This is a genomic window from Nonomuraea sp. NPDC051941, assembly GCF_044593615.1.
The window spans coordinates 1-12,223 of the sequence record NZ_JBIUCF010000113.1 but is presented as its reverse complement, the minus strand read 5'-3'; the positions used below and the strand labels follow the sequence as shown (position 1 = coordinate 12,223).

Annotated in this window: 10 protein-coding genes and 1 pseudogene; 6 read left to right on the top strand and 5 right to left on the bottom strand. The window is 68.2% G+C overall.

Translation table 11 applies throughout. The features are described from left to right. A pseudogene (locus tag ACIHFD_RS67220) lies at positions 1-141 on the bottom strand (deoxyribose-phosphate aldolase); the annotation flags it as partial. Next, entirely contained in the window at positions 138-1,178 is a 1,041-nt protein-coding gene (locus ACIHFD_RS67215; protein ID WP_350727607.1) for a LacI family DNA-binding transcriptional regulator, read from the bottom strand. The gene ACIHFD_RS67215 and the pseudogene ACIHFD_RS67220, both read right to left, overlap by 4 nt. A 418-nt stretch (positions 1,179-1,596) precedes the next feature. Between ACIHFD_RS67215 and ACIHFD_RS67210 the strand changes: the two genes are divergently transcribed. Genes ACIHFD_RS67210 through ACIHFD_RS67195 form a run of 4 tightly spaced genes read left to right on the top strand, consistent with a single transcriptional unit; the run spans position 1,597 to position 6,151 of the window. Further along, positions 1,597-2,853, top strand: coding sequence for an alpha-L-fucosidase (locus tag ACIHFD_RS67210; protein ID WP_397375859.1), 1,257 nt, complete (start codon positions 1,597-1,599; stop codon positions 2,851-2,853). 24 nt (positions 2,854-2,877) lie between these two features. Further along, on the top strand, positions 2,878-4,353 hold the full coding sequence (locus ACIHFD_RS67205) for an ABC transporter substrate-binding protein (RefSeq protein WP_397375858.1): 1,476 nt from the start codon (positions 2,878-2,880) through the stop codon (positions 4,351-4,353). Positions 4,354-4,355: 2 nt separating this feature from the next. Beyond that, positions 4,356-5,243 carry a carbohydrate ABC transporter permease gene (locus ACIHFD_RS67200; RefSeq protein ID WP_397375857.1) on the top strand — a complete coding sequence of 296 codons (888 nt, stop codon included), beginning with the start codon at positions 4,356-4,358 and terminating at the stop codon, positions 5,241-5,243. A gap of 8 nt (positions 5,244-5,251) precedes the next feature. Beyond that, positions 5,252-6,151: a carbohydrate ABC transporter permease gene (locus ACIHFD_RS67195; RefSeq protein WP_397375856.1), complete on the top strand. Its 900-nt coding sequence runs from the start codon at positions 5,252-5,254 to the stop codon at positions 6,149-6,151. Between the two features lie 80 nt (positions 6,152-6,231). Here ACIHFD_RS67195 and ACIHFD_RS67190 read toward each other — a convergent pair whose 3' ends face one another. Continuing rightward, positions 6,232-7,305 (bottom strand): Gfo/Idh/MocA family protein, encoded by a 1,074-nt coding sequence (locus ACIHFD_RS67190; RefSeq protein WP_397375855.1) that lies wholly within the window; start codon positions 7,303-7,305, stop codon positions 6,232-6,234. Between the two features lie 197 nt (positions 7,306-7,502). On the opposite strand from ACIHFD_RS67190, the gene ACIHFD_RS67185 reads away from it, so the two are divergent. Then, positions 7,503-8,534, top strand: coding sequence for a hypothetical protein (locus ACIHFD_RS67185; protein ID WP_350727601.1), 1,032 nt, complete (start codon positions 7,503-7,505; stop codon positions 8,532-8,534). A gap of 259 nt (positions 8,535-8,793) precedes the next feature. Further along, entirely contained in the window at positions 8,794-10,554 is a 1,761-nt protein-coding gene (locus ACIHFD_RS67180; RefSeq protein ID WP_397375854.1) for a DUF1996 domain-containing protein, read from the top strand. 57 nt (positions 10,555-10,611) lie between these two features. Here ACIHFD_RS67180 and ACIHFD_RS67175 read toward each other — a convergent pair whose 3' ends face one another. Then, positions 10,612-11,442, bottom strand: a complete 831-nt coding sequence (locus ACIHFD_RS67175; RefSeq protein ID WP_397375860.1) for an NAD(P)/FAD-dependent oxidoreductase — start codon at positions 11,440-11,442, stop codon at positions 10,612-10,614. Further along, positions 11,409-12,223: RNA-guided endonuclease InsQ/TnpB family protein (locus ACIHFD_RS67170; protein ID WP_397375853.1), on the bottom strand; the 815-nt coding region annotated here is incomplete at its 5' end. The genes ACIHFD_RS67175 and ACIHFD_RS67170, both read right to left, overlap by 34 nt.

Below are 12,223 nucleotides of genomic sequence, written 5' to 3'. Positions count from 1 at the left end.
GGTCTTGATCGAACGGGTGCCGAGCATCGCCGCCCGCTGGTCCGCGCCGACCCGGTCAACCCCGGGCAGGCCGTGCAGGAAAGCTCGCAACGCCGCCTCCGAAGAGGCCACGTCCGCGAGCGAGGTGGTCGCTACGCTCATCGCGATCGGGTCTTTCTCGTGCGTGAGGGGGCCGGCCAGCCGCCCGGCGGGGCGGTGGAGGCGCGTTCGATCAGCTTGGTGTCCAGGACGATGCGGCTGGCGCTGCCCCCGGCCTCGTCGGGGTCGAGCCGGCGCAGCAGCAGGCGCATGGCGAGCACGCCCTGCTCGACCATCGGCCGGTCGATGACGGTCAGGGGCGGCCTGAGCAGCGGGCCGGTGTCCAGGTCGTCGAAGCCGATCAGGCTGATCTGGCCGGGGATGTCGATCCGCATGTCGTGCAGCGCCTTGAGCACGCCCAGCGTCATGAGGTTGTTGGCGGCGAAGATGGCGGTGGGCGGCTCGGGCAGCGACAGCAGGGACAGCGTGAGCTGGTAGCCGCTGTGCTCCTTGAAGTCGCCGACCAGGTCGTACTCGGGCGGCACCTCGATGCCCGCCTTGGCGAGCGTCCCGACGAACCCCTCGCGCCGCAGCCGCCCGGGGGTGGTGTCCAGGGTGCCGCTGATCGCGGCCACCTTGGTGTGCCCGAGGGCCAGCAGGTGCTCGGCCGCCTGCTTGCCGCCGCCGTCGTTGTCGACCAGCACGGCGTCGAACCGTTCGCCGCCCGCCAGGTCGCGGTCCACGAACACCAGGGGCACGTCGGCGTCGCGCACGTGCAGCGGCGTCTGGTCCTGCTCGGTGGCGGGGGCGAGGATGATGCCGTCGACCCTGCGCACCAGGTCCGCCAGCACGTCGTCCTCCTGCTCCCCGCTCTCGTCGCTGTTGGCGAGCAGGATGCGGTACGGCTCCGTACGCGTGACAGACTCCATGCCCTTGACCACCGCGGCGAAGTACGGGTTCGTGATGTCCGGGACGACGACGCCGATCGTGTTGGTGCGCCCGGACTTCAGCGACTGCGCCGCCGCACTCGGCCAGTAGCCCAGCTCGTCGATGGCGGCCTGGATCGCCTCGTACGAGCGCACCCGCTGGCCCCGCAGGAAGCGCGAGACCGTGGCGGGAGAGACCCCCGCGCGAGCTGCTACGTCATGGATGGTGACCAAGTGAGCTCCAAACTGAAATCGATGTCAGTGATGATGGCAGGATCCGGCCACGGAGTGTCAATGGCATGTTTCCAAGTCGTTACTTCCATGGACATTTGCCCAACTCAGGGCCCCGTCCGGCCGCCCTTCCTCTGGACCTACTGAAACCGTTGTCAGTAGAACGGGCGTGGAGGAAACATCGGATGTAGTAGCACTCATCAGCGCGGCAGCAGATCCCCTGGAGTCCCCGCCCAACACTCCCGCCAATACCGTCTCAGTGGCCAAGGCCTGGGCTGGGACAGCAGATGCAGGCCAGGGTGCGCGACTGATTCGCAACTCAGGAAACCCTTGACCACATCCGATGTTTCGCCTACGTTACCCGCAAGTCGAGAGTTGCGAAATTTTTCGCACAGCGCCAACACGACAGAGGGTGTCACGGATGTCCGATTCCCGTATCGACGAATTCCGGCAGCGCAGGTTCGGCCTGTTCATCCATTGGGGGCTCTACGCGCTGGCGGCGCGCCACGAGTGGGTCAAGCAGCGCGAGCACATGTCCGACGAGCAGTACCAGCGGTACTTCGAGCGCTTCGACCCCGATCTGTACGACCCCGACGCGTGGGCGGAGGCCGCGCAGCGCGCGGGGATGCGCTACACCGTGCTGACCTCCAAGCACCACGACGGCTTCTGCCTGTGGGATTCGGCCCTGACCGACTACTGCGTGAGCGGCACGCCGTACGGCAAGGACCTGATCGGCCCGTTCGTCGAGGCGTTCAGAGGCAGGGGTCTGGGGGTCGGGTTCTACTACTCGCTGCTGGACTGGCATCACCCGGACTTCCCGATCGACGGGCTGCACTCGTCGTACGTCGAGGGCGGCACGTTCCCCGACCGCGATGTAACCAAATATGCGGATTACCTGCATGGGCAGGTCGAGGAGCTGCTCACCCGCTACGGCCCCATCGACACGCTGTGGTTCGACTTCTCCTACGCCGGCCGGGTCAAGCAGGGCAAGCCGGTCTACGGCGGCAAGGGCAAGGCCGAGTGGCGCTCGGAGGAGCTGGTCGACAAGATCCGCCGCATCCAGCCGGACATCCTGATCAACAACCGTCTGGAGCTGCCGGGCGACTTCACCACGCCGGAGCAGTTCCAGCCCCCTGGCCCGCTGTCGACGGTCTGGGAGGCCTGCCAGACGCTGAACGGAAGCTGGGGCTACGACCGGGACAACAACGCGTGGAAGTCCCCCGGCCTGCTGATCCGCATGCTGATCGACTCGGTCTCCAAGGACGGCAACCTGCTGCTCAACGTGGGGCCCAACGGCCGCGGCGAGTTCGAGCCCCGGGCACTCGACACGCTGCGGGAGATCGGCGACTGGATGCGGCTGCACAGCCAGTCGATCCACGGCGCGGGGACGAGCGAGTTCCAGGCTCCCGAGCACTGCCGCTACACCCAGCGCGGCGACCGGCTCTACGTGCACGTCTTCTCCTGGCCGTACCGGCACCTGCACCTGCCGGGGCTGGCGGGCAAGGTCCGCTACGCGCAGCTGCTCAACGACAGGTCGGAGATCCGCATGTGGGCGCCCGACCCCAAGGTCGACAACGGGAACGTCAACTTCTTCACGATCCCCGAGGGCACCCTCACCCTCGAGCTTCCCGTGGAGCCGCCGGACGTGGCCGTCCCGGTGATCGAGCTCTTCCTCTGAACAGGCTGAAAGGCGATACCCCCCATGGACAACCCCCTGCGCGGTCTGAACACCACCGGCCTGAACCGGCGCCAGGTTCTCAGCCTCGCCGCCATGGCCGCGGCGGCCGTACCCCTCACCGCCTGCGGGAGCGGCGAGCGCACCCGCCAGGCCGGCCCGGCCTCCTCGACCGCCTCCGCGTCCGGCAACTCCGCGGTGATCAACCCGGACCGGCCGGAGAGCGCGCTGTTCCCCTACGCCGAGGCGGAGAAGCTCTTCGACTCGCTGCCCTGGCCCAAGACCAACGTGCCGGAGCCCACGTCCAAGGTCACCGTCACCGTCGCGATCATCCCGGGTCAGCGGCACGAGGTGCGGCACGCGCAGTTCGCCAAGTTCATCAAGAAGCGGCATCCGAACATCGAGATCAAGGTGGAGGTCACGCCGTTCGACGACTTCCGCACCAAGTACCTGACGGGCGCCGCCAGCGGCGTGCTGCCCGACATCATGTACTCGCAGTTCCAGTGGGGGCAGAGCTTCATCAAGAACAACCTGTACCTGTCGCTGGACGACTACATCGCGGCCACGCCCGAATTCAACCGCGCGGACTTCTCCAAGGCGGCGCTCAGCTACTGGGAGCGTGACGGCAAGCTCTACGCGCTGGGCACCGACTCGGCGCCCAAGCTGCTCTTCTACAACAAGGAGATCCTCGACAAGGCGGGCGCCAAGGCGCCTGACGCCTCCTGGACCTGGGACAAGCTCATGGAGGCGGCCCGCGGGCTGGTCTCGGGCACGGGCGCGCAGAAGATCTTCGGGTTCACGCCGGTGCCCAAACCCACCAGCGACCTCACCGCGACGTTCCTGCTCGCTCACGGCGGCCGTTACCTGACGGCCGACGAGACCAAGTGCGTGATCCAGGAGCCGGCCAGCCGCGACGTGCTCAAGCGCTGGATCGACCTGCTGATCAAGGACAAGGCGATGCCCGACCTGGCCGAGACGCAGGCGACGGCGAAGGTGGAGCCGTTCACGCTGGGCCGGGGCGCCCTGTACGTCGGCGGCGCGTGGAACATCGTCACCCTGCTCACCCTGCCCGCCGAGCAGCAGTTCGAGTGGAGCCTGACGCACGTGCCCAGCGGCCCCGAGGGCCGCTTCACCCCGGTCCTGGGCAGCGCCTTCGGCATCACCAGCAAGACGCGCAACCCCGAGGCGGCGTGGATCGTGCTCAACTCCCTGCGCTCCTACGCCGGCCACCGCTTCTTCCTCGACACCCCGCCGTCGCGGCTGTCGGCGTTCGAGGAGAACCTCCAGGACCTCAAGCTCGACAAGGAGGTGATCGACACCACCAAGGACTCGCTGCACAAGTACGGCACCAGCGACGGCGTGCTGAGGCTGCCCGCGACGCCCAAGCTCGAGGACCTCACCAAGCCGATCTGGGAACGGGTCATGTCGGGGTCGCTGTCGGTGGACGAGGGGCTCAAGCAGGTCACCGAGCGGGTCACGCCGATGCTCGCGGAGAACGTCTGACCATGGCCGCCTCCCCGCTGGTCCGGCGCGAGGCCCGCCGGTTCCACCTGTTCGCCCTGCCGTGGAGCATCGGCTTCGTCTTCTTCACCGGCGGGCCCATCGTCGTGTCGCTGGTGCTCAGCTTCACCCGCTACGAGCTGCTGTCGTCGCCGCAATGGGTGGGCCTGGACAACTACGCCCAGCTCCTGCGCGACCCCGACTTCTGGATGGCGACGAAGAACACCGTGTACTTCGGCGCCGCCTCCGCCGCGGCCGGTGTCGTCTACAGCCTCGCCGCGGCGCTGCTGCTCAACATCAAGGTGCGCGGGCAGGCGATCTTCCGGACGATCATCTACATGCCGTCGGTGATCTCCGGCATCGCCACCGCCCTCCTCTGGATCCACGTGCTCCATCCCGACTACGGCCTGGTCAATTACCTGATCGGCCTGGTGGGCATCCAGGGGCCCGGGTGGCTGACCGACGCGAGCTGGGCGATCCCCGGCCTGGTCATCATGACCACCTGGACCACCGGGAACGCGATGATCATCTTCCTGGCCGGGCTGCAGGGCGTGCCCGTCTCGCTGTACGAGGCCGCGCACATCGACGGCGCCGGCTGGTGGAGCAGGTTCAGGCACGTGACGGTCCCGATGATGTCGCCGGTCATCTTCTTCAACCTGGTCGTGGGCTTCATCGGCAGCCTGCAGGCCTACCAGCTCATCCTGTTCATGACCGACGGAGGGCCGGCCAACTCCACCCTGGTCCTGGGCCTGTACGTCTACCGCTACGCCTTCAAGTACTTCGAGATGGGCTACGCCTCGACGATCGCCTGGGCGCTGTTCTTCCTCGTCATCGTGTTCACCGTGATCCAGTTCGCGCTCGCGCGCCGCTGGGTCCACTACGAGGTCAAGTAGGTCACCAGATGGCAATCAAGGTCCTGCCCGCACAGGCCCGCCCGGTGGAGAAGCGGCCCGTGGCCCCCGCCCAGGCCGAGCGGATCCGCCGGGTCCAGCGTCTGACGGCCTACGCGCTCCTCGTCCTGGCCTCGGCGGCCAGCCTGCTCCCGCTGCTGTGGATGCTGACCACCGCGCTCAAGCCGTCCGGAGCCGTGCTGGAGTTTCCGCCGAGGTTCCTCCCCGACGTCTTCACCTGGTCCAACTTCCCCGACGCGTGGACGAGCCTGCCCTTCAACACCTTCCTGGTCAACAGCGTGGTGGTGACCACGCTGTCGATCGTGGGCAATCTCATCTCCTGCATCCTGCCGGCCTACGCCTTCGCGCGGCTGCGCTCGCGGGTGCGCGGCATGGCCTTCGCGCTGATGCTGGGCACGATGATGATCCCCGCGCAGGTGGTCATCGTGCCGAGGTTCCTGCTGTTCTCCCATCTGGACCTGGTGGACACCTTCTGGCCGCTGTTCCTGCCCAACTTCTTCGGCACCGCGCTGTACATCTTCCTGCTCAGGCAGTTCTTCACCACGATCCCGCAGGAGCTGGTGGAGGCGGCGCGCATCGACGGCGCGGGGGAACTGCGGATCCTCTGGCGGATCATGATCCCGCTGTCCAAGCCGGCGATCGCGACCGTGACGCTGCTGTCGTTCGTCGGGGCCTGGGGGGAGTACATCGATCCGCTCATCTACCTGCGCTCGACGGAGAACTACACGATCCCGCTCGGCATCTCGCTGTTCCGCGGCCAGTACGCCGATGACTACAACCTCATGATGGCGGTGTCCATCCTGGCCCTGGTCCCGGTCATCGTGGTGTTCCTGGCGGCACAGAAGTACTTCATCAGGGGCATCATGCTCACCGGCATGGCGGGAAGGTAGGAAGCCTCCAGCCTCGCCTTTCGAAACATAGCGAAAGGCGAGGGCGCCGCGCCGCGCCGCCGTCGCTGAGAAGGCATCCGTCAGCCCGCCCATGCCTCCTTGCCGGTGGTGACCGGGCCGCCGGTCTTCGCCGACTCCTGGACGGCGAGGCTGATCAGGTGGTCCTGACAGGCCTCGGCCAGCGGGTACGGCGGCGGGCCCTCCTGGCGCGCCCAGGCACCCGTGCGTTCGAGGAGGTCCGCGACCGCGATGTCGTCGTCCGACCGGGACGCGCCCTCGAACGGGTTGCGGTAGACCACCCGCCCGTCGAAGCTGATGTGCTTGAGGTCGCGCAACTCCAGGCTGAGGTCGACGCCGGTGTCCCGCCGGATCAGCGCGGACTCCACCGGCGTCGTGGGGTCGACCAGCCGGATCACCCGGTCGTCGACCAGCTCGCCGATCGAGCCGCGCACCACGATGCGCCGCATCCGCAGGGGGTTCCACCACTGGTTGTCGGTGAAGTCGTACAGGCCCATCCTGCCGCCGAAGTCGAGGGTGGCGATGGTCGTGGTCAGCCGCTGCGGCGTGTCGTCGCCGGTCCACCCGCCGAACCCCAGCGGGTTGGCGAGCGGCGCCTCGAACGCGCCGGCGCGCACCTCGGCGGCGTCGAACCCGACGCCCAGCAGGCCGCGGATCAGCGACACCGCGTGGTAGAGGTGGGTCGAGGAAATCTGGACCGAGGTCGGCTCGCCGATCACGCCCTCCCGGACGAGCGCCAGCCGCGCCGCGTGCCCGGGCATCAGCAGGTACTGCTCGGCCACCTGGACCAGGCCGGTGGCGCCCACGTCCCGCCACAACGAGCGCAGCCCGGCCAGGTCCGGCGCGGGCGGCGTCTCGGCGAGGACCGGAATCCCGTGCCCGGCCACCTCGCGGATCGCGTCCGGCATCGCGGCCCACGGCACCGCCGCGGCGAGGTAGTCGGGCCGCTCGTGCCGCAGCAGCTCGTCGATCGAGCGGAAGGCCGGTACGCCCCATTCGGCGGTGACCTCGTCGCCCCGCTCCGCGCTGCGGGTCACGACGCCGCCGACCCGCAGCCGGTCCGGCATCGCCGCCGCCAGCCGCAGGAAGAACCGGGTCCGCCGCCCGCTGCCGATCGCGCCGAACGTCGTGGTCATGAAACCGGACCTCCTCGGGAGCCGGAGCGATCTCGTGCCGGATCGACTCCGGAACAACATACTCGGCAGGCTCTGTCTCGCCCGTCCGGGCGGCCGCTCGGCGAGAACAACCGACGGTGAACATTTCCGAACGGGCTGTCAGCGAAGGAGCCCTTAGGCCAGAATCGGTGAAGACCGTAATCGAGGAGGTTTTCCCTGTGCGCGCCGTTCTCACCGCCGTGCTCGCGACGCTCATCCTGTTGGCCACCGGGGCCGGTTCGGCCGGAGCCGCTTCATCCCGATCGTCCTTGCCCGGCGGAAAGGCCAACTTCGTGGTCACGCAGGGCTTCCTGCGTGCCTCATCCACTCAGAACTGGGTGCGTCTGGGGACGTACCAGTTCAAGGCCAACGGCACCGTCAGCGCGAACACCTACCTCTGGTGGCAGCGCAACCCCGAGGGCAGGCAGGCCACCGGTGTCGTCCCCGACTCCAGCTGCTCGACCAAGGCGGGCGGCTCCAGCACCCGGGTACGCGCCTGCGACGTGCTGACCGCTCCCGGCTTCCCCGGCTCCCCGGACGAGGCCCGCACGGGGACGTACACCGTGGCCGGCAACGTGGTGAGCATCAGGTGGAAGATCGCCCAGACCTGGACCGAGAAGTGGCGGGTGCAGCTGTCGCCTGACCGCAAGCTCGCGCAGCTGCAGCTCGCCGACAGCAGCCTGGCCACCAACGGGTACGGCTACGGCAGCAACGCCTCGCTCACCACCCGCCGGGCGATGAGCTCCGTGCGGGCCTTCGCCGGAGCCCTCAAGCAGGACCTGGTCTCCTGGTCGCGCAACACCATCGTGAAGTCCGACGGCCAGGTCTTCAAGCAGTCCTCCTTCCGCAGCTGCGCCACCACGACCTGGTGCCTGACCTACCTGCAGCCCTCCTCCCCCGGCGCCTGCCAGAAGGCCGGCGGCTGCCCCAACTTCGGCGGCGGCACCAAGGCGAACGTCAGCTCCATCCAGTACTACCTCACCAAGATCTCCAACAACGATCGCCGTGACACCCTGTGGCACTGGTGCACCTGCCTGGCCATGGAGAGCAAGACGTTCTGCTATTCGGGCAACTCGCACATCAAACCGCTGCTGCAGATCATCGACGACAGCGGAGCCTTCCGCGGCTGGGTCGGCGCCGAGGCCTCGTTCTACAACGGGTCCAGGTCCAAGGACATGATGGCCGTGTTCCGCATCTCCGACTTCCGCTGACGTCCGAGCGCCGCTCCTGACTGTCCCGGGTCACGGATTTGTCAACCACGATTCTCGGTAAATAGTCGAACTGCTCCCGTATGGCCTCGCGTATCTCCCGGAGACCGGACTTCCACCCGGGTCATGAGACTTGAAGGAGCAACACATGCGGAATCCGCTCGGGGGGAGCCGACTCAGGTCATGGCGAGCAGTCGCTTCCTTAGGGGGAAGCATCGCACTTGTCCTGACCGGCTCCTCACTGTCCGCGCAGGCGGGCACGATGGCGGCGGCGCAGACCATCGTCTGCCCCAGCGTGGCGGACAAGCTCCCTGAAATACCGGCGGCCGCCAGGGCCGAAGTCGACAGAAACCTGGCCCTCCTGGAAACCCAGATCCAGGAGGCCAACAACCGACTCGCCCGCTCAGCCGGAGAAGGAGGCCCCAACTTCGTCCAGAACGCCATCCTCGGCCCGCTGGCCGACAAGCGCGCCGCCACCCTCGACCGCATCGCCATCTCCATCGGCCGTACCGGCCAACGCCCCACCGGCCTCAACAACCTGGCCACCTGCAGACTCACCGGCACTGCCGATGGCGGCAACAACGGCAATAACGGCAACGGGGGTAACGGCGGGAACGGGGGTAATGGCGGCAACGGCGGTAACGAGGGGAACGGCGGCAACGGCTCGACCCAGGCGCCGAACCCCGGGAACACGGTGAGGCCGACCCAGGGAACAGGATCGGGATCCGGGCAGACCATCGTCTGCCCCAGCGTCGCGGACAAGCTCCCCGAAGTTCCCGCCGCCGCCAGGGCCGAAGTCGACAGAAACCTGGCCCTCCTGGAAACCCAGATCCAGGAGGCCAACAACCGACTCGCCCGCTCAGCCGGAGAAGGAGGCCCCAACTTCGTCCAGAACGCCATCCTCGGCCCGCTGGCCGGCAAACGCGCCGCCACCCTCGACCGCATCGCCATCGCCATCGGCCGCACCGGCCAACGCCCCACCGGCCTCGGCAACCTGGCCAACTGCACACTCGGCAACGGCGGTAACAACGGCAACGGCGGAAATGGCGGCAACGGGGGCAACGGCGGGAATGGGGGGAACGGCGGCAACGGCTCGCCCAGCCCCAGCCCGACCGGTGGCCAGGGCAACGGCAACGGTGAGGACCCCGCCAACGGCGTCGGGCCGTTCGCCCAGGACTTCGTCGACATCCGGCAGGTTCAGCCGGGCCAGTCCAACCTCGCCGAATTCGGAGCCGGCAGGAACGGCTCCCGCGGCACCTTCGTCGCCCAGTGCGGAAGGAACGAGAACCGCCACAACAACTCGGACAACTTCATCGTCACCCCCGGCGTGAGCGACGGGGCGCACCACCTTCACGACTACGTGGGCAACCTGACGACGGACGGATTCTCCACCGACGAGAGCCTGGCCGCAGGGGGGACGACCTGCCAGCGCGGCGACAAGTCCGCGTACTTCTGGCCCGTGCTCAGGGACCGTACGTCGAACGAGAACGCCGACGACGAGCACGGCAACATCGGCCGGGTGCTGACGGCCCGCTCCGTTCAGCTCCAGTTCCGCGGCAACGCGAGCTCCCAGGTCACGGCCATGCCGAGGTTCCTCAGGCTGATCACCGGCGACGCCAAGGCCGCGACGAACGGCGGGGGCAACGCCCGCGCCGCGTGGACCTGCACGGGATTCCAGAACCGGATCACCGACAAGTACCCGCTGTGCCCGCGCGGCAGCCAGGTCGTCCGGATCCTGGACTTCCCGAGCTGCTGGGACGGGCAGAACATCGACAGCGCCAACCACCGCACGCACGTGGTCTTCCCCGGCCAGAACGGCGCCTGCCCCCAGGGCACCCAGGCGGTTCCCCAGCTGCGCATGACCCTCGCCTACTCGGTGCCGCAGGGTCAGTCGTTCGCCGTGGACGCCTTCCCTGAGCAGAAGCACAACCCGATCACCGACCACGCCGACTTCGCCAACGTCATGCCCGACAACCTGATGCGCGTCGTCGTCGACTGCATCAACCGGGGCCGCCGTTGCTGATCTGACACCCGGCCGGACCACCCCCTTCCCGGGGGCGGTCCGGCCGTTCGGTTCTGGTCATCCGGTGGCGAAGCGCTCGGGGCGGAAGTCCTTCAGGAGCGGATGCCTGGCGCCGGTGAGCACCTCGTACGCGGTGAGCTCGCCGGCGATGAGTCCCAGCGTCGCCCCCGAGTGGGTGAACGCCACATGGCACCCCGGCACCGCCTCCAGCTCGCCGAACACCGGCTCGCCGTCCCCCGGGATGGGTTTGCGGCCGAGCCGCCACGACGCCGCCTGGAGGGAGACCTCCCCCTGGAGCAGGGCGGACGCCTCGGCGAGAAGTTCCTTGACGTACGCCTCGTCGATCGAGCAGGAGCCGTCCTCGTGCTCGACGATGTGCTCCTCGTACCAGGAGTGGTCGATGGCGAACGTCGCGCCGGGATGGGGGCGCATCGCGGCACGTGGGGTGTTCAGCACCGTCACGGCCTCGGTCTCGACCGGCTCCGTGACGACGAGCATGGACAGCGGGGACGCGTCCGGGAGGTTCACGCCGAGCTCCGCGAGCACGGAAGAGGTCTGCGCGCCGCAGGCGACGACGACGGCGTCTCCGCTCCAGGACGTGCCGTCGGCGGTGCGTACGCCGCGTGCCCGGCCGTCCTCCACGATCACCGAGCAGCGGCCCGCGCCGGTGACGAGCCGTCCCCCGCGCCGGACCAGCTCGTCCGCGAGCTCCTGGATCAGGTGCGGCAGGGAGACCCAGCCCTCACCCGGGTTGTGGATCGCGAGCCCGCCCTGCGGACCCGGCCGCACCCCGGCCACCTGCCCGCCGACGTCCGCCCGGTCGAGGAGGTGGGACTCTTGACATCCACTCCGCCCTAAAGGACGGAGACTCCCGTCCGCCGCGCGTATGGCTCCGGGTGGGTTACTGCTTCTTCGCGCGGTGCCGGAACAAGTCCCGGTCTTACCTGCGCTCCACAGTCGTTTAGTCTCTCCGCCTGTCCGGCGGCGAGGATGTTGATCGCTGCGTTGACGTCCCGATCGTGGGCCGCCCCGCACGGGCAGGTCCACGCCCGGATGTTCAGCGGCATCGACTCGGCGATGGTCCCGCACGCCGAGCACAGCTTCGACGACGGGAACCAGCGGTCGATCTTGCCGAAGTGGCGGCCGTACTTGACGGCCTTGTACTCCAGCATGGCGACGAACTGCGACCAGCCCGCCTCGTGCACCGACTTCGCCAAGCGTGTGCGCGCCAGGCCGGACACCGCAAGATTCTCCACGTACACCGCTTGGTTGTCGCGGATGATCCTAGTGGAGAGCTTGTGTGCCCAGTCTCGGCGCGTGTTGGCTACTTTGGCGTACGCCTTGGCGGCCTTCACCTTGGCCTTGATGCGGTTCGCCGAGCCCTTCTCCTTACAGCTCAGCGCCTTCTGCGCCTTGCGGAGCTTCTTGGCTGCCCGGCGCAGGATACGCGGGTTGACCACCTTCTGGCCGTCCGACATCACCGCGAAGTGCGTCAGACCCAGGTCGATGCCGATCTCGCAGTCCGTCTCGGGCAGGGGCTCGGGCAGCGGTTCGTCCGACGTCTCGACCACGAACGACGTGAAATACCGGCCTGCCGAATCCTTGATCACCGTCACCGATGATGGATCGGAGGGCAGCGAACGCGACCAGCGGACCGGCACGTCTCCGA

Coding starts and splice junctions, on each gene's coding strand:
- ACIHFD_RS67195 (WP_397375856.1), top strand. CDS start 5,252: ATGGCAATCAAGGTCCTGCCCGCACAGGCCCGCCCGGTGGAGAAGCGG.
- ACIHFD_RS67180 (WP_397375854.1), top strand. CDS start 8,794: ATGGCGGCGGCGCAGACCATCGTCTGCCCCAGCGTGGCGGACAAGCTC.
- ACIHFD_RS67200 (WP_397375857.1), top strand. CDS start 4,356: ATGGCCGCCTCCCCGCTGGTCCGGCGCGAGGCCCGCCGGTTCCACCTG.
- ACIHFD_RS67190 (WP_397375855.1), bottom strand. CDS start 7,305: ATGACCACGACGTTCGGCGCGATCGGCAGCGGGCGGCGGACCCGGTTC.
- ACIHFD_RS67205 (WP_397375858.1), top strand. CDS start 2,878: ATGGACAACCCCCTGCGCGGTCTGAACACCACCGGCCTGAACCGGCGC.
- ACIHFD_RS67210 (WP_397375859.1), top strand. CDS start 1,597: ATGTCCGATTCCCGTATCGACGAATTCCGGCAGCGCAGGTTCGGCCTG.